12 protein-coding genes are annotated in these 17,897 nt (G+C 69.2%); 6 read left to right on the top strand and 6 right to left on the bottom strand.

The window, feature by feature from the left end:
* Nucleotides 1–293 precede the first annotated feature (293 nt).
* The 5 genes from ACFSVL_RS44665 to ACFSVL_RS44645 form a co-directional block, all read right to left on the bottom strand.
* Nucleotides 294–1,076 carry a vWA domain-containing protein gene (locus ACFSVL_RS44665; RefSeq protein WP_378313934.1) on the bottom strand — a complete coding sequence of 261 codons (783 nt, stop codon included), beginning with the start codon at nucleotides 1,074–1,076 and terminating at the stop codon, nucleotides 294–296.
* A 149-nt stretch (nucleotides 1,077–1,225) separates the two neighbouring features.
* On the bottom strand, nucleotides 1,226–2,164 hold the full coding sequence (locus ACFSVL_RS44660) for an AAA family ATPase (protein WP_378313932.1): 939 nt from the start codon (nucleotides 2,162–2,164) through the stop codon (nucleotides 1,226–1,228).
* Complete coding sequence (locus tag ACFSVL_RS44655) at nucleotides 2,161–3,282, bottom strand: NDMA-dependent alcohol dehydrogenase (RefSeq protein WP_378313930.1); 1,122 nt, start codon at nucleotides 3,280–3,282, stop codon at nucleotides 2,161–2,163. Before ACFSVL_RS44655 ends, ACFSVL_RS44660 begins: the two co-directional genes overlap by 4 nt.
* 28 nt (nucleotides 3,283–3,310) lie before the next feature.
* On the bottom strand, nucleotides 3,311–4,810 hold the full coding sequence (locus tag ACFSVL_RS44650) for an aldehyde dehydrogenase family protein (protein WP_378313928.1): 1,500 nt from the start codon (nucleotides 4,808–4,810) through the stop codon (nucleotides 3,311–3,313).
* Nucleotides 4,811–4,873: 63 nt separating this feature from the next.
* Nucleotides 4,874–6,520, bottom strand: coding sequence for a sigma-54-dependent Fis family transcriptional regulator (locus ACFSVL_RS44645; RefSeq protein ID WP_378313926.1), 1,647 nt, complete (start codon nucleotides 6,518–6,520; stop codon nucleotides 4,874–4,876).
* A gap of 129 nt (nucleotides 6,521–6,649) precedes the next feature.
* On the opposite strand from ACFSVL_RS44645, the gene ACFSVL_RS44640 reads away from it, so the two are divergent.
* The gene (locus ACFSVL_RS44640) at nucleotides 6,650–7,222 is read left to right on the top strand and encodes a YdcF family protein (protein WP_378313924.1); all 573 of its coding nucleotides are present in this window, start codon (nucleotides 6,650–6,652) and stop codon (nucleotides 7,220–7,222) included.
* A gap of 3 nt (nucleotides 7,223–7,225) precedes the next feature.
* On the opposite strand, the gene ACFSVL_RS44635 is transcribed toward ACFSVL_RS44640, so the two are convergent.
* Entirely contained in the window at nucleotides 7,226–8,284 is a 1,059-nt protein-coding gene (locus ACFSVL_RS44635) for a TetR/AcrR family transcriptional regulator C-terminal ligand-binding domain-containing protein (RefSeq protein WP_378313923.1), read from the bottom strand.
* An 82-nt stretch (nucleotides 8,285–8,366) separates the two neighbouring features.
* On the opposite strand from ACFSVL_RS44635, the gene ACFSVL_RS44630 reads away from it, so the two are divergent.
* From ACFSVL_RS44630 to ACFSVL_RS44610, 5 genes are all read left to right on the top strand, one after another.
* On the top strand, nucleotides 8,367–9,848 hold the full coding sequence (locus ACFSVL_RS44630) for an FAD-dependent oxidoreductase (RefSeq protein WP_378313921.1): 1,482 nt from the start codon (nucleotides 8,367–8,369) through the stop codon (nucleotides 9,846–9,848).
* Between the two features lie 44 nt (nucleotides 9,849–9,892).
* Nucleotides 9,893–13,021 (top strand): NACHT domain-containing protein, encoded by a 3,129-nt coding sequence (locus ACFSVL_RS44625; RefSeq protein ID WP_378313920.1) that lies wholly within the window; start codon nucleotides 9,893–9,895, stop codon nucleotides 13,019–13,021.
* Nucleotides 13,022–13,388: 367 nt separating this feature from the next.
* Nucleotides 13,389–15,011: a ribosomal protection-like ABC-F family protein gene (gene abc-f / locus ACFSVL_RS44620; protein ID WP_378313918.1), complete on the top strand. Its 1,623-nt coding sequence runs from the start codon at nucleotides 13,389–13,391 to the stop codon at nucleotides 15,009–15,011.
* Nucleotides 15,008–16,624 carry an ABC-F family ATP-binding cassette domain-containing protein gene (locus tag ACFSVL_RS44615; protein WP_378313916.1) on the top strand — a complete coding sequence of 539 codons (1,617 nt, stop codon included), beginning with the start codon at nucleotides 15,008–15,010 and terminating at the stop codon, nucleotides 16,622–16,624. The genes abc-f and ACFSVL_RS44615 overlap by 4 nt, the downstream gene beginning before the upstream one ends.
* 81 nt (nucleotides 16,625–16,705) lie before the next feature.
* Entirely contained in the window at nucleotides 16,706–17,833 is a 1,128-nt protein-coding gene (locus ACFSVL_RS44610) for a serine hydrolase domain-containing protein (RefSeq protein ID WP_378313914.1), read from the top strand.
* Nucleotides 17,834–17,897 lie beyond the last annotated feature (64 nt).

Below are 17,897 nucleotides of genomic sequence, written 5' to 3'. Positions count from 1 at the left end.
CCACGGTCGGTGGCATTCCGAGTCAGACCGGCCCGGTGACCCCGCCCCCACATCCTCACAGTGGCATTGGGTGCATCTGACGCAACCAACGCCACATTGGGTGCGTCGCATGCACCCAACGCCACATTGGGGCGATCCCGGCGGGCGGGCGGCCAAGGTCCGTGAAGGACTCCTTGAGGGAATCTAAGTCCGTGAAGGGGCCCCTCACGGACCGACTCAGGGCCGGGCTGGGCTGGGCTCGGCGAGGGTCGTGAGGGGAACCCTGGGGGAATCAGAGTCCGTGAAGGTGGCCCTCACGGACGGTCTAGCAGGGTGGCTAGGGCGGCGGGGGCGGCTGCGGCACCGCTGAGCGGGTGCCAGCGTGCGCCTGCATCTCGGGCGAAGCGTTCTGCTTCCTCGCAATCTTCCGCTGGGGCCAGGATTAACAACTCCTCGCACGCGCGGGCGGCGGGTAATGGGTCCTGGTCGTCGGTGGCTCGGCAATCCGATAGCAGGAGAACCGTTTTTCGGGCCGCACGCGAGGATGCGAGCTGTTCATTCGCTTTGCGCAGAGCCGCTGCCAATGCCGTTACGCCGTGGCCGCGCAGTGACAAAACCGACTCCACCACTGCGGCTTTGGATCGTGACGATCGCAGCGGCCGGATCACCTCCGCTGTCCGGGCGAAGGACACCACCGCGTGCTCTACCGGTGCCCGCCAGGAACAAGCCGCTGTAGTAAGTGCGGCTGCGGCCAATCGGGCGCCGGTCATTGATCCGCTGGTGTCGATTACCAGGCACAGCGCCAATTCCGGCCGCGCCCAGCGGCGGGCCACGAGGTCGTCCAGTGCTGGGACGCCGCCTACCGCTGCCGCGTCGATCAGGGCAGGTAACGATCGGTCCAGGTCTAGTTCGCCGCCTCGGTCGGCGCGGTCTCGGCGTAGTTTTCCGACGCCCCTGGACCGGGCGACGCCGCGGCGGGCGACGTCGATGATCAAGCGGCGGGCTAAATCTCGGGCTGCGGCGCGGAGGGATTCGTCGGTTGCCTTGCTCATTTCCACCAGCAAGGCCATTGCGTCGTCGGCGTTCTCGCGCAGCACCGTGCTGAACGCTTCCTCGTCCAGTACGCCTACCTCGGGCGAGATTTCGGCGAACCTGCCGTTCTTCGACAGCTCAGACCGTGGCGTGGTGCTGCTGCGCGCCGAGCCTGGCCGGGGTGGTCGTTGCTGAGGGCCCGCCGGCGGCGGGCTCAGGCTTCCCCCGGCGGTTCACCGTCCTTGGAGTCCTCCGGGGCGGATTCCGCGCCGAAGACCGCTACGTAAAGCTCGTCGATCACCGATTCCGCGGTCCGGCCGCTGGATTCGTGCAGTCCGATCCGGCCGGACAACGCGGCCAGCGCGGCGTCGTGCCCGATTCGCCAGTCGGTTGCCGAAGCGTCGCGGATCCGGGCCAGGGAAACCGCCAACCGCACCACGTCGATTGCGCCGCGGACTGACGAACCGACCCGGACGTCCGGGTGTTCGCGGGTGCGCCGCACCAAGTCCACGACGCGGTCCCGCCATTCCGGCGGCACCATCGGACTGCGGCGCGAGACGATGTCGCTCTCTTCGTCCTGACTCTGGTATCCCATCACGATCCGGCAGACCCGGTCGTAGATGGCCGACGAAATCCGTGCCGTGCCGACCGCGTCGAACGGATTCATCGCGGCTACCAGGCGAAAACCGTCCGCCGCTCGCACCCGGCCCAGCCGTGGCACATGCAACTCGGCCTCGGACATCACGGTGATCAGGACGTTGAGCGTCTCCTCCGGGATCCGGTTGACCTCCTCGACATACAGCAGGCCACCGGTGCGCAGCGCCTCGATCAGCGGACCGTCCACAAAGGTCTCCGGCACGTAGCCCTCGGCCAGCACCCGGGACGGGTCGAACTGGCCGACCAGCCGCGCGGGCGTCAGTTCGGCGTTGCCCTCGACGAACACGAACGGCGAACCGCCCGCCTCCGCGACGGCGCGCAGCAGCGTGGTTTTGCCGGTGCCGGGCGGGCCTTCGAGCACGACGTGCGCGCCGCAGTCGAGACCGGCCAGCAGCAGTTCGATCTCGCGGCGGCGGCCGACCACGTCCGCGGACAGGAGGGAAACCGCGGGCTGCGGACCGGAAACCGGCCCGCAGCCCGCGGACAGAGCCGTCACGGCGCGTCGTGGACCAGCACGCCGCGCACGTTCCGGCCCTCCAGCAGATCGTCGTACCCCTGGTTGACCTCTTCCAGGGTGTACGTGCGGGTGATGATCTCGTCCAGCTTCAGGTCCCCGCTCTGGTACAGCCCGAGGATCTTCGGGATGTCCGTGGTCGGGTTGCAGTCGCCGAACAGGCTGCCCTTCACCGTCTTCTTGAACAGCGTCAGGATCGAACCGGGGAGATTGACGTTGTTGACCGACAGCTTGTTCAGCCCGGTCAGCACGATCGTGCCGCCCTTGCCGGTGGCGTTGAACGCGCCGGTCACGATCTCCTCGGTGACGATGCCCGCGGTGACGATCGTCTTGTCCGCGCCGTTGCCGTTGGTGAACGACTGCGCCAGCTCGGCCGCCTCCTCCGGCGTCGCGACCGCGTGCGTCGCGCCGAGTTCCATCGCCTTCTCCCGCTTGTTCTCCAGCGGGTCCAGCGCGATCACGTTCTTCGCCCCGGCGTAGCGCGCGCCCTGCACCGCGTTGATGCCGATGCCGCCGACGCCGGACACGATCACCGTTTCGCCCGGCCGGACGTTGGCCGCGTTGACCGCCGAACCCCATCCGGTCGGGACGCCGCAGCCGACGAGCACCGCCTTGTCGAGCGGCAGGTCGTCGTCGACCTTCACCACCGAGTTCTGGTGGATGGTCGAGTACTGGCTGAACGTGCCGAGCATGCACATCGCGCCGTACTGCTTGACCGGGCCGGGGCCGCTGAACGGGAACCGCTCGCCGGGGAGGTAGCCCTCGAGGATCGTGGCGCCCATGTCGCAGATCGCCTGCTGCCCGGTGGCACACCAGCGGCACACGCCGCAGTTCGGGATGAACGAGCACACCACGTGGTCGCCCGGCTTGACCCGGGTGACGCCGGGGCCGACGTCCTCGATGACGCCCGCGCCCTCGTGGCCGAGCACCATCGGCAGCCGGGCCTCCAGGTCGCCGTGCGCGATGTGCACGTCCGAGTGGCACAGGCCGGCGTGCGTGTACCGGATCAGCACCTCGCCCTCGCCGGGGCCCTCGAGGTCGAGTTCGACCACCTCGATCGGCTTGCCCACCTCGTAGACGACCGCTGCTTTCGTCTTCATCGGGAACTCCTTTGTTCGAGCGGGCGGATCACAGCGCGATGTTCACGGATTTGGTCTGCGTGTAGAGGTCGAGCGCGGCCGCGCCAAGCTCCCGGCCCCAGCCGGACTGCTTGTAACCGCCGAACGGCATCGCCGTGTCGAAGCCGTTGTACTGGTTGACCCACACCGAGCCTGCCTTCAGTTCCTTCGCAGTACGGTGCGCCTTCGCGACGTCGCGTGTCCAGACCCCGGCAGCCAGTCCGTACTCGCTGTTGTTGGCCGCGGCGGCGACGCCCTGTTCGGCGTTGAACGGCATCGCCGCCACGACCGGGCCGAAGATTTCTTCCCGGACGATGCTGAATTCCGGTTTCACGTCAACGAAAACGGTCGGCTCGATGAAGTATCCGGTGTCGCCCCAGCGTTTTCCGCCGGTGAGCGCGCGGGCTCCGTCGGCGAGCCCCTCGCCGAGATAGCGCGAAACGCGGTCGAACTGCTCTTGCGAAACCATCGGGCCCAGCTGGGTTTCCGGGTCGAGGCCCGGTCCGATCTTCACCTGGCTGGCCGCCTGCGCGACCGCCTGGGTGAACTCTTCGAAGATCGTGTCCTCCACGTACAACCGGGTTCCGGCGACGCAGCACTGGCCGTGGTTGAACATCCACGCGTTGACCGAACCCGGCACCGCGAGGTCGAGGTCGGCGTCGGCGAACACCACGTTCGGGCTCTTTCCGCCCAGCTCCAGCGAAACCTTCTTCAGGTTTCCGCTCGCCGCCTGGACGATCTTCTTGCCCACCTCGGTCGAGCCGGTGAAGGCGACCTTGTCGACCCCTTCGTGGGCGGCCAGCGCGGCGCCGGCGTCGCCGAATCCGGTGACGATGTTGACCACGCCGGGCGGGAATCCGGCTTCCTCGAACAGTTTGCCCAACAGCAGCGCGGTGAGCGGGGTCTGCTCGGCGGGCTTGAGCACCACGGTGTTGCCCGCGGCGAGCGCGGGCGCGATCTTCCACGCGGCCATCAGCAGCGGGAAGTTCCACGGGATGATCTGCCCGCACACGCCGACCGGCTCGCGCAGCGTGTAGGCGTGGAACTGCGCGTCCGGCGCGAACGGCATCGACACGTTCACCGTGCTGCCTTCGATCTTGGTCGCCCAGCCCGCGTAGTAGCGGAAGACGTCGGCGGCCCAGCCGGTGTCCACGGCCGTCGCGATGCCCGCGGACTTGCCGTTGTCGAGCGCTTCCAGCTGGCCGAAGATCTCCGCCCGCTCGGACAGCAGATCGCCGATGCGCCAGATCAGCCGTTCGCGCTCGTTCGGCTTCATCGCGGCCCACGGTCCCGCGTCGAACGCCTTGCGCGCGGCGGCGACGGCGCGGTTGACGTCCTCGGCCTCGCCGTGCGCGACCTCGGCGATTTTCTCCCCGGTGGCTGGGTCGTAAGTCGGGAACGTGCGGCCCGACGCGGCCGGGACCCACCGCCCGCCGATCAGCAGCTCAAGCGGGCCGGACACGAACTCCCGGACCTCGGTGTGCAGGGGGAATTCCACCGTTGCGGTCACCTGGCGCCTCCTCACTTCGTTGTGATGGAGGTCATCGTCACCCGGCGGACCGGGGGCGAAGTGTTACAGATGTGGACAGTCGTCAGTCACGCCCAGCGCCTGCATGCGGCGGTAGAGCGTGGTGCGGCTGATGCCGAGTTCGCGGGCCGCGCGCAGCTTGTTGCCCTCGCTGGCGCGCAACGCCGTGACGATCGCGTTCCGTTCGGCGAGTTCGCGCCCGCCGAGCTGACGGGTGCGCGAGCTGCCGCGGTACGCGGGCGGCAGCTGGGCGAGGTCGATCACCCCGGTGTAGGGAAGACGGGACACCTCCCGCATCGCCGCGCGCAGTTCGTGCAGGTTGCCCGGCCACGGATGGGTGCGCAGCGCGGCCAGCGCGGTGCCGGTGAAGTGCGGTTTCCGGTCGGGATATTCGTCGCGGAGCATCGCCTGGGCGATCGCGGGGAGGTCGTCGAGCCGCTCGCGCAGCGGGGCGAGAGTGACGGTCTCCGCGCATCTCGTCGCGACCGCCGCGACGGCCGGCGACATCGCGTCCGACGGGACGGAAGTGAGCAGCAACCGGGCCGCTTTCCCGCTGTCCACCGCCTCGCCGACCAGCGGCAGCAGGCTTTCCGGCAGCAAGTGGACGTCGTCAAGGATGACCGTGGTGCCCGGCTGCTCGATGAGGTCGGTGAATCGTGCGGCCCAGGCTCGCGGTTCCTCGCGCAGCGCGGCGGCGGCGTGCAGGACGACCGGATCGTCCGCTCCGGCTCGCGCGCGGGCTTCCGTGGTCCGGCCGGTGCCCGGTTCGCCCGTGACGAGAACCGAGCGCGCGGGTTTTGCCGCCGCGGGGGCCGGTTTCCGGCTGCTGCCCGGGCTCTTCGCGATGCGGAAGACGGCACCGTCCGTCGAACCCTCGACCCGCTCGGCTACGACCGAAAGACTGATTCCGTCACCCACATCGAGGCGAGTGTCGAACACTCCGCGTTCCGGCACCTGCGGCAGCAGCGTGCGCAGAAGCGTCGGATCGGCGGGGCGGAGCTGCTCGATGCAGGTTTCGTTGGCGAACACCAGGTCTCCGCCGAGCACCGCGACCGGCACGCTGCGATGGTGCGTGGCCTGCTGGAAGGCCAGGAACAGCCGCCGTTCGCAGGCGCGGGCGCTCTCCAGCACGAGCTGCTCGATGTCGCCGACGACGCGTTTCACCAACGGCCCGAAAAGCGGGTTGCCGCTGTCGCTCTCGCCGGTGATGTCGAGGACGCCTTCGATCCGCCCGGTGAGCGGATGCCGGATCGGATGGCCGTAGCAGCTGAACCGCTTCAACGCGTCGGCGTAGTGCTCCTGGCCGTGGATTTCCACCGCCTGGCGGGATTCGTGCGGCGTGCCCAGCGCGTTGGTGCCGACGCGGCCCTCGCTGAGCTGCGAACCGTCCAGTACGCCGATCTCCTCCAGTTGGCGTTGCAGGCCGCGGTCGCCGAACCAGCGGAACACCAGCCGGCAGTCGCGGTCGGCGAGCAGGATGGAGAACCGGGTGCCGGTCAGCTGCTCGACGAGCTGCTCCAGCACCGGGCGCGCGGCGGTCATCAGCCTGCTGCGCGGATCGACCTCGCCGATCGAAATCGCGGCCCGGTCCAGCTCCGGTTCCACGCCGAACAGCCGGGACCGGCGCCACGAATCGGCGATCGGCGGACGCAGGACGGCGGCGCCCTGCGACGGTATCCCTCCGAGCGACACTGCTCCTCCCGACTACCGGACGGCGACGTAGCGGTTCGTTTGACAGTACCTTCGCGAATCGCCAAGTTCCAGACGTGCGTCTGAAGTGGCCCGCTCGCGTCCTTTGTGGACAGCAGTAGGATCGGGCGGGTGCCGCGTCGTCTGCTGATCTTCCTCGTCCTGGTGCTCGGCTGGGCCGAATGGGAACACTGGCGATCCTCCCGCCGCGGCATGGGCGCCCGGCCGGGGACGGCGGGCACCGGCGAGGCGATCGTCGTGCTCGGGTACCGCAACGGCGGGTCACGGGCCAATTTCGTGAACCGCTGGCGAGTACGGGCGGCAGTACGTTCCCAGGCGCCGGGGCCGTCGCGGCTGGTCCTGTGCGGCGGGCCCGTGGGCGGTCCAGAGGCGGAGGCGTCGCTGATGGCCCGGTACGCGCGCTCGCGCGGCTACCGGGGCCGGCTGGTGCTGGAGACGGAGAGCCGGTCGACGTGGGAGAACGTGCTCGGCGCGGTGCCGTTGATCGAGGACGCGGACCGGATCAAGATCGTCTCGAATTCCTTGCACGCGGAGAAAGCACGGCATTACCTGCGTCGGCACCGGCCGGATCTGGCGGAGCGACTGGTGCCCGCGGAGGACTACCGGGCCGGGGAGCTGCTGGCGCTGAAGCCGGTGCTGGCGGTGCTGGGGAAGCGAAAGCTGCGGCGGCTGCGGGGGTCGTGAGTGTTAATCCCGGTTAGAACCGGGATTGCCACTCACGAGATGCGCGTTGATCTTGTCCACCAACGCTTCCAGCCCCGCCCGCTCGTCCCGGTCAAGCGGCGCGAAGACCATCTCCTCGGCCTCCTCCAGCACCCCGTCGAGCCCGGCCACCAGTTCGGCCCCGGCCGGAGTGGCGTAGACGCGCTTGCGCCCGCCCTCCGTACGCCGCTCGACCAGCCCCCGCCGTTCGAGCCCCTTGAGCAGCAGTGAAACGTTCGCGGGAGTCGTGTGGCTCATCTCCGCGACGTCGCGCTGGATGGCCCCGGGCTGCCGCTCCAGGTACCCGAGCACCATGGCCTGTTCGAAGGTGAGGTCCCGGGTGCGGCTCCATTCCTCGATCCGCTTGCGCTGCGCCCAGCGAATCGACCGGAAAAGGTCGCCGCGTACCGGTTTCGACCGTTTCATCTCCCTTGAAGTTAAGTCCTTAACTTCTCCGGAAGGCCGGACGAGCGGCAGGAAAATGTCGTCGACGATCGACCGGATCCGCGCGGGCGGCAGCGGCGCGGGATCCATCACCAGGTCGTGGCGCACCAACTGGAGCGGCATGTCGAGCACGGCGCCCGGAATGCGGGACAGGTCGATCTCGCCGCGGTCGTGGGCGCGCCGGTAGATCAGCCCTTGCGGGAGCAGCCGGTCGCCGACGATCTGGTCGCGGAGCTGCCCGGGGGTGATGCCCGTTCCGGCCGACAGCCCGGCGAAAGCGGAAGAGACCGCGACAGCGAAGAACCCGGCCAGCGCTTCACTCGCCGCGGTCAGGTATGCCAGCAGATCCCCGCGCAACGTGCCGGTGTCGGGAACGGCGATGGGGTGGACGCTCCGGTGCCGTTTCATCACGGCCAGCACGAGCTGATCCTTGTTGGCCCACCGCCGGTAAAGCACGGCCTCGCTCGTGCGGGCGCGCACCGCGACCGATTCCATGGTCAGCCGGGCGTATCCGGCCTCGACCAGCTCGTCCCATCCGGCGGTCAGCAACGCGTGCTCAAGCTGCTCGCCGCGACGGCGGCGGACTGGTTCAGGGGCCACCCGATCAGGGTAGAAAGGTTTGCCTTTCTTAGCAAGTTTCCCTACGGTGGAAAGCAGGAGTTCTTCGGAGCGAGGGGAAACAATGCCGAAAACAACGGACCCGAATCCCGCCACGCCGGAATTGCCGGTCCTCATCGCCGGAGCCGGCCCGACCGGGCTGACGCTGGCCTGCGAACTCGCCCGCCGCGGCGTCCCGTTCCGGCTGGTCGAAGCGTCCCCCGGCCCGCGCCCTGGCTCGCGCGGCAAGGGGGTGCAGCCGCGCAGCCTCGAGGTGTTCGACGATCTCGGCGTCATCGAGCGCGTGCTCGCCCACGGCCGGTCGGCGATGCCCATCCTGCGCACCGGCTCGGACGGGACGACGAGCAGCGGCCCGACCTACGAGGAACGTCCCGATGTTCCTTACCCCGCAACGGTCATCACCCCGCAGTGGCGGGTCGAGGAAACGCTCGGGCTCCGGCTGGCCGACCTCGGCGGCGCGGTCGAGTTCGGCACCGCACTCGAGAGCTTCACCCAATCCGCGGACGCCGTGACCGCGGTGCTCCGCATCGGCGGCCAGACCGAAACCGTCCGCGCGCGCTGGCTGGTCGGCTGCGACGGCGGCCGCAGCGTCGTCCGCAAACAGGCCGGAATCGGCTTCGACGGCGAGACGAACGAGCGGATCCGGATGCTCGTCGCCGACGTGAAAGCCGACGGTCTCGACCGCGGCACCTGGCGCATGTGGTGGTGCGACGAGGGCTTCGTCAGCCTCTGCCCGCTGCCCTCGACCGACCTCTTCCAGTATCAGGCCTCCATCCGCGACGACACCGACCTCGGCCGCGCCACCCTCCAAACGATCCTCGACCAGCGCAGCGGCGGCACCGACGTCCGCCTCCACGAGCCGGAATGGACGTCGGTGTGGCGTTCCAACACCCGTCTCGCCGACCGGTACCGGCAAGGCCGCGTCTTCCTCGCCGGCGACGCCGCGCACGTGCACTCCCCCGCCGGCGGCCAGGGCATGAACACCGGCATCCAGGACGCGCACAACCTCGGCTGGAAGCTCGCCGCCGCCTCGCCCGCCCTGCTGGACACCTACGAAGCGGAACGCCTCCCGATCGCCGCCGGGGTGTTGCAGCTGTCGACCGCACGGCTGGCCGAGGCCGTCAAGGAGAAGAGCATCCCCATCCGCAGCGACCGGGACACGACCCAGCTCAGCGTCAACTACCGCGGCTCCGTCCTGGCCCGCGACGACCGCGCCGACTCCGCACAGCTGCGCGCGGGCGACCGCGCCCCCGACGCCCCCGGCCTCGCCACCACGACCGGCGAACGCCGCCTGTTCGACCTCACCCGCGGCGGCCACTTCACCCTGCTGAACTTCGGCCCCCGGGTCGAAACGCCGCTCCGCGCCTTCCACGTCGTCGCGCATCCCGCCGCCGACGACGAGATCGCCGATTCCGGCAAGCACCTCACCCGCGCGTACTCCCCGACCGACCGCACCCTCGTCCTTCTCCGCCCGGACGGCTACGTCGGCCTGATCTCCGACGCCGGCGACCTGTCGGCCGTCACGGAATACCTCGCCGGGCTCTGAGAACCGCTCCACGGCCCGCTCGTGACTCGCTACGGTGGTGCGTCATGAGCGGGCTGGAGGCGGGCGCCGTCAAGATCGGCGGGAAAATCGCGGCACACGCGGCCAAATCGTGGCTGCAGCGGTGGAAGGACCGGAAGACCCGGGGCTTGAGCCTGGTCGACCTCGCCGCCGGAGCCGGACCGCTCGGCCAGGCGAATCTCGACCGGCTCCTGCAAACGATCGGCACCCAGGTCGCGACCGAACTGGAACCGGTGCTGCGGAACGAATACGCCGCCTTGCCGGAGAACGAGGCCGCCGCCGTGTTCGCCGCCGTCGAGGACGCACTGGGCCAGGTCGACCTCTCCGACGACGCCCTCCTCGCCGACGATGCCGACGAGGAACAGCTGGCCCGCCGCGTCCGCGTCCAGTGCCCGGCCAACGAGTTCCTCTCGGCGGCCGGGTCCGCGCTGTACGACGTGGCGTTGGACCAGTCGTGCCGGCACCTGGTGCTGATCGTGCGGCATCTGCCGTCCTTCCAGCCGACCGCGCTGGCGGAGGTGCTGAAACGGCTGAACCAGCAGTCCAACCAGCTGGAAGAACTGCTGGCCCGGCTCCCGAAAACCAGCCTGACCGAGGCGGGCACCGACCACGCCCAGTTCCGCAACGAGTACCTGCGGGTGCTGGCGGACACGCTGGACCACCTGGAACTGCTCGGCCTGACGATGGAAAACCAGCCGACGCTGCCGTTGACCGTCGCTTATCTGAGCCTGAGTGTGTCCGGCGAACCCCAGCACTGGCGAGCGGCCCAGCGACCGGACTGGTTCGACCAGCAGCCCGGCGGCACCGTCCGCGCGGAAAACGCGATCCACCGCTCCGGCCGCACCCTGGTCCGCGGCGAGGCCGGTTCAGGGAAGACGACCCTGCTGGACTGGCTGGCCGTCACCGCCGCCCGCGGCGCCTTCACCGGACGGCTGGCCGAGTGGAACGGTTTCGTCCCGTTCCCGATCCGCCTCCGCAGCCTGCCGGACGGCCCGCTGCCGACGTCGGACGCCTTCGTCGCGCTGGCCGTGCCGACCCTGCGCACTCGGGTCCCGGACGGCTGGGCCGACGAGGTCCTGCGCACCGGGAAGGCGATCGTCCTGGTCGACGGCGTCGACGAGGTGGAACCCGGACGGCGCCGGAAGGTCAAAACCTGGCTGCGCGAACTCGGTTCCAGCTACCCCTCAGCGCGGATCGTAGTCACGTCCCGCACCGCAGCCGCCGATCAGCATTGGCTGACTTCGGAGCGTTTCGACTCGGTCGTGCTCGAACCGATGACCGCCACCGACATCCACGCACTGGTCGAACGCTGGCACCAAGCCGCCGCCCACGTCCGTCCCGATGCAGACCTCTCCGGCGCCCAACGCCGGCTGCTGAGCCAGCTCGACAACCGGCCGCATCTTCGTGCGCTCGCGGCTAATCCGTTGTTGTGCGCGATGTTGTGCGCATTGAACCTCGCGCATCGTTCGGAGCTGCCGCGCGATCGGATGACGTTGTACCGCAACGCTTTGTCCATGCTCGTCCACATGCGCGACGCCGAGCGTGACATCCCGGTGCTGCTTACGGAACAGCAGAAGCACGTCCTGCTGGGACATCTGGCATGGCGGCTGACTTCGGGGAACAAGGTCGAACTGCCGGTGTCCGAGGTCGAGGAGCATCTGGAGTACCGGCTGAAGTCGCTGCCTCATGTCGACCACAGCGCGGACGAAGTAGTGAAGCACCTGGTGGAACGCAGCGGGGTGCTGCGGGCTCCGGTGGTCGGGCGGATCGACTTCGTGCACCGGACTTTCCAGGAGTATCTGGCTGCCAGCGAGGCGACTGAGGCTGGGTACATCGACACGCTGATCGCCAACGCCCATCGCGACACCTGGCGCGAGACGGTCGTGATGGCGTGCGGGCACGCGAAGCACCATCAGGCGACGAAGCTGCTCCGGGAGATCATGGACCGGGCGGACTCTGAACCTCGACGCGCCCGTCGGCTGCGGCTTCTGGCGGCGGCGTGTCTGGAAACTGTCGGGGACGTGGATCCGGAGGTGATCGAGCGGGCACGGCGGGCTATCCGAGAGCATCTGGTTCCGCCGCGGAGCATCGTGGAGGCTGAATCGCTGGCTTCGGTCGGGAGTCAATTGTTGCATTACCTGCCGGATACCCTGGACGGATTGAGCGAGGCGGTCGCCCACGCCACAACCGCCGTGGCGACGATGTGCACAGGAGACGATGTGCTGCCACTGCTGCGAAATTACGCACAGGACGATCGGATCCTGGTACAGCTCAAGCTCATCGAGGCCTGGGAGTACTTCGATCCGGCCCGATACGCCGACGAAGTCCTCGCCGATTCGCCGCTCCTCTACGGGCGCATCTGGCTGAGCAACAGCCGATTGATTCCGCACACACCGAGGCTGAAGAACCTCGAAGTATTGTCGATCAGCTTGTCCGATGTGGATCTGGCCGAAGTCCCGAAAGCACCGGCGTTGTACAGCTTGTCCCTGAGCTTCTCTGACCAGCGCACAGTCAGCCTGCTGCCATTGGCCGAGCACGACCAATTAGAGACCGTGCGGTTCTACGATGCCCGCGGCTACACCGACTTGAAGGTCCTGAAACGACTTTCCCACCTGCGACATCTCACTCTGTTCCGCTCCACCGCATGGCGGAGCATCCGAGTATTCGGCGGGCTTCCGCAACTCACCGGCCTGGGACTCGACAGCTTGTCCGCCATCGACAGTCTCGACGTCTTGGCGGGCATGGAGAACCTCACCGATCTGACTCTCCACGACTGCCGAGTACAGGCGATCGCGGCCACACCGTCTCTCGCCTCGGTGCGAGCATTGGAGTACCACGGGGAACCGGTCTCCGACCTCAGCACTTTCGCTGACACGTTTCCCGGGCTCACCCAGCTGATCATTCTCGGCGAGTGCGCGGCTGACCTGGACCCCCTACTCGCCTTGCCGCTGCGGGAACTCGAACTGCGCGCCACCAGAGGACTTCAGGCGTTGGCAACGCACCCCACGCTGAAGGAATTGACGATCCGTACCGGCAAAGGATCGGTCGACCTGACCCCGTTAAAGGACGGCAAGCTGAAGCTGCGCGTGGACAGGGAAGCCAAGCTGATCGGAGTAGACCAGCTCGGCCCGGGCATCAAGCTGGAATACCTCTGACCCGCCCGAACTCGGATGCGCCCCGCCCGGTTCCTGGTACCCTGATCACCGGACAACGCAGACTCGATCCAAGAGGATTCGCATCGTGGCAGGTGAAGACGACATCTCCGGGTGAGCCCGGGGCACGGGCCATCACGGCACCGGCCCCTCGCTGATCCCCGCGCGGCCCCGAGCCGCGCGCGGAGGTTCCCGTGCCGGTCATAAGACCCACGGGCGGCGAGGCACCCGACCACGGCAAGCGCACAAGCGCGCCGGTCGGAATGCAGCCCAGGCACCAGCCGGGCCGCAGGTCGCAGATGGCCCACCCATGTCGTCCACAACCACACCCAGCAGGGCACCCCCTGCCGATCCACCGCGAGGCCGCTCCATGTCCGATCTCCGTATCGTCCTGTCCGGGATTTCCTTCTCCTGGCCGGACGACACCGTCGTCTTCGACCAGCTCTCCGCCACTTTCCCGGCAGGCCGCACCGGGCTCGTCGCGCCCAACGGGGCCGGGAAGTCCACTCTGCTGAAGCTCATCGCCGGGCAGCTCAAACCGTCCGCGGGCAGTGTCACGGTCGACGGCGTCCTCGGGTATCTCCCGCAGGATCTGCCGCTCACCGCCGAACTCACCGTTGCCGAGGTGCTCGGCATCGACGCGATCCTGAAGGCCATCACCGCCGTCGAGGAGGGCGACGCGGCCGAGGAGCACTTCACCACCATCGGCGCCGACTGGGACATCGAGGACCGCACCCGCGCGCAGCTGGACCGGCTCGGGCTCGGCGATCTCGCGCTCGACCGGCTGCTCGGCACCCTCAGCGGCGGCCAGGTCGTGTCGCTCGGGCTCGCCGCGCAACTGCTGCGCAGCCCTGACGTCCTGCTGCTCGACGAGCCCACCAACAACCTCGACCATACCGCCCGCCAGCAGCTCTACGGCGTGCTTTCCGACTGGTCCGGCTGCCTGCTCGTGGTCAGCCACGACCGTGCACTGCTCGACCGGATGGACCGGATCGCCGAACTCGGCGCGGACGAAATCCGGTACTACGGCGGCAATTTCACCGAGTACGAGCAGGCCGTGCAGGCCGAACGGGAGGTCGCGGAGAAGAACATCCGCAACGCCGAACAAGAGGTCAAACGCGAGAAGCGCGAGATGCAGCAGGCCAGAGAACGCGCCGATCGGCGGGCGAGCAACGCGAAGCGCAACCTGTCCAGCGCGGGGCTGCCGAAGATCTTCGCGGGCACGATGAAGCGCAACGCGCAGGAGTCCGCGGCGAAGGCGGACGGCACGCACGCGGCGCGGGTCAGCGCGGCGAAAGCGAAGCTCGACCAGGCCGAACGGTCGTTGCGGGAGGACCAGAAGATCAGCCTGGAGCTGCCGAAAACGGCGGTTCCGGCTGGGCGCACGTTGTTCGCCGGCAAGCATCTCCGGGTGCGCGGGCTGTTCGCGGGCGAGGGCGCTGACCTGTCGATCCGTGGTCCGGAACGGATCGCGCTGACCGGGCCGAACGGCGTGGGCAAGTCGACGTTGCTGCGGCTGATGCACGGCACCCTCACCCCAGACGCGGGCGAGATCAGCCGCGCGGACGGGCGCATCGCGTATCTGTCGCAGCGGCTCGATCTGCTGGATTCCGGACGCACGGTCGCGGAGAATCTCGCCGACGCGGCCCCGGAAATGCTGCCCGCGGACCGGATGAACCTGCTGGCGCGCTTCCTGTTCCGGGGTGCGCGGGCGCATCTGCCGGTCGGGGTGCTGTCCGGCGGGGAACGGCTGCGTGCGACGCTCGCGTGCGTCCTGTTCGCCGAGCCCGCCCCGCAGTTGCTGCTGCTCGACGAGCCGACGAACAACCTCGACCTGGTCAGCGCCGGCCAGCTGGAAAGCGCGCTGAACGCCTACCAGGGCGCGTTCGTGGTGGTCAGCCACGACGAGCGGTTCCTGGCCGAGGTCGGCGTCGACCGCTGGCTGCGGCTGGAAAACGGGCAGCTGCGGGAAACGGCCGGGATCGCGGAATGACCGCCCTGCGCGCGCACGAGATCGTGCGGGTGCTCGGGGGACGGCGGGTGCTCGACGGCGTGTCGGTCACCGCCGCCCCCGGCCGCCGGATCGGCGTGATCGGCGAGAACGGCACCGGGAAGTCGGCCCTGTTGCGGGTGCTCGCGGGCGTGGACGCACCGGATCGCGGCGAGGTCGACCGACCGCCCGATCTTGGCTTCCTGCACCAGGAAATGCCGTTCGACCCGGCCGCGACGGTCGCCGATGTCCTCGACGAAGCCCTCGCGGCGGCACGCGAAGTGCTGGCCGAACTCGACCGGGTCGCCGCGCTGCTCGCCGAAGCACCCGAGGACGCCGCGCTGCTGGCCGAGTACGCCGAACTGCTCGACCAGGCACAGCAGCACGAGGCGTGGGACGCGGACCGGCGGGCGGAAATCGTGCTCACCGGGCTGGGGCTCGCCGCGGTCGAACGCGAGCGCACGCTCGGTTCGCTCTCCGGCGGCCAGCGCGGCCGGCTCGCGCTGGCCGGGCTGCTGGTCCGCCGTCCGTCCGCGGTGCTGCTCGACGAACCGACCAACCACCTCGACGCCGAGGCCGCCGCGTTCCTCGAAGCCCAGCTGCGCGAACTGCCCGGCTGCGTGGTGTTCGCCAGCCACGACCGGGCGTTCCTCGACGCGGTGTGCACCGACATCCTCGACCTCGACCCGGCCCCGGACGGTCCGGTGCGCCACGGCGGCACCTACACCGAATACCTCGGCTGGAAACGCGCCGAACGCGAGCGCTGGGAACGGCAATACGCCGAAGAGCAGGAAGAACTGGAGGAGCTGCGCGACGCGCTCGGCGTCACCACGCATCGGGTCGCGCCGGGCCGCCTCGCGCCGGACAACGAGAAAATGGGCCTCGGCCGCCGGTCCGGCCGCGTGCAGAACCAGATCTCGCGCCGGACCCGGGCCACCACGCGAAAGCTGGACGAGCGGGAACGAGCCCAGCTCCCCGCGCCACCGCCACCGCTCCGGTTCCAGCCGAAAGCTCTTGCGGTCGAAAACCCGCGAGAAACCCTTGCCACACTGGATAACGTGCATCTTCCCGGACAGCTTTCCCTAGCCCGCCTGGAGATCCGGCCGGACACCCGGCTCCTGGTCACCGGCCCGAACGGCGCGGGAAAGTCAACGCTGCTGCTCCTCCTCTCCGGAGAACTCGGCGCAGCAGGCGTCACCCGCCACCCCGGCATCACCACCGGCATCCTCCGCCAGGACACCACTTTCGCCCGCCCGCAACGCACCGCCCGTGCCACCTATCTCGCGACACTGGGCCCCGAACGCGTCGCCGCTGTCCCGCTGAACTCGTTGGGGCTGCTGACAAATCGCGAAGCGTCCCGTCCGGTCGGCGAACTGTCCGTCGGGCAGCGCCGTCGCCTGGCGCTCGCGCTGCTCATCGCCGATCCGCCGCACCTGCTGCTGCTCGACGAGCCCACCAACCACCTCTCCCCCACGCTGTGCGACGAACTGGAGGACGCCCTCGGCACCAGCCCGGGCGCGATCGTCGCCGCCACGCACGACCGGCGGCTGCGCGAACACTGGACCGGACAAGTGCTCCACATCGGACCCGATCACCGCGCTACGCCGTTAGAGTGATCCGCGCCGGACGGATGTCCAGCGGAAAGCCCCGGCATCGACCACCTCGCGCGAACCTCCGCCCGCGAAGGGAACGACCGAATGATGCACGAAGTCCTGCGCCGCCACGTCGACTCCGGGTTCGTCCCGGGCGCGGTAGCCCTCGTCGCGCGCGGCGACGACGTCCAGGTGACCGCGGTGGGATCCCTCGACGTCGAGGGCACCGCGCCGATGGCCCGCGACTCCATCTTCCGGCTGGCCTCCATCACCAAGCCGATCACCGCGGCCGCCGTGCTGATGCTGATCGAGGACGGCCGGTTCGGCCTGGACGACCCCGTCGCCGAATGGCTGCCCGAACTGGCCGCCCCGGTGGTCGTGCGGACGCAGCGGAGCCCGATCGACGACGTCGTCCCCGCCACACGGCCGATCACCGTCCGCGACCTGCTGACCTTCCGGGCCGGCTACGGCTTCCCGTCGGACTTCTCCTTGCCGCAGGTCCAGGAGCTGTTCACGGTGCAAACCGACGGCCGCGAGGTCCGGCTGCGCCCGGAACCCGACGAATGGCTGGCCCGGCTGTCCCGCATCCCGCTGCTGCACCAGCCCGGCGAGGCCTGGCTGTACGACACCTGCGCGGACCTGCAGGGCATCCTGATCGCCCGCGCGTCCGGCCAGCCGCTGCCGGACTTCCTGGCCGAGCGGCTGTTCGAACCCCTCGGCATGGCCGACACCGCGTTCGAGGTGCCAGCGGCCAAACGACACCGCTTCGCCAGCTACTACCGCGCAAACGAGAACGGCCTGGAGCTGGCCGACGCGCCGGACGGCCAGTGGCGCGAGGTGCCCCCGTTCCCGGCCGGATCCGGTGGACTGGCCGGGACTGCGGACGATTGGCACCGCTTTGCCCGAATGCTCCTTTCCGACGGGGAAGGATTGCTGTCGAAGGAGTCCGTCCGGCAGATGACGACTAACCAGCTGACCGCGGAGCAGATAGCGGCCAACCCGGTCTTCCTCGAAGGCCAGGGCTGGGGCTTCGGCGGGTCCGTGGACGTCGCGCCGACGCAGCCGTGGCAGGTCCCCGGCCGCTACGGCTGGGTCGGCGGCACCGGAACCAGCGCCTACCTGGTGCCCGCCAGCGGTTCGGTCGCGATTTTGCTCACTCAGCGCGCGGTGGACGGGCCCGGCGGAATCCCGCAGATCCAGGACTTTTGGCGCGAGGCGGCCGCGCCGGAGTGATCCGGCGCGGGCCGCGCACTGTACTGTGGCCCGCGGGCACGAGGCAACACGACGAGGGGTCAGA

The sequence above is a fragment of the Amycolatopsis silviterrae genome (assembly GCF_042684085.1).
GTDB lineage: Bacteria > Actinomycetota > Actinomycetes > Mycobacteriales > Pseudonocardiaceae > Amycolatopsis > Amycolatopsis silviterrae.
The sequence above is the reverse complement of the archived record's forward strand: the minus strand, read 5'-3'. Positions and strand labels throughout refer to the sequence as shown.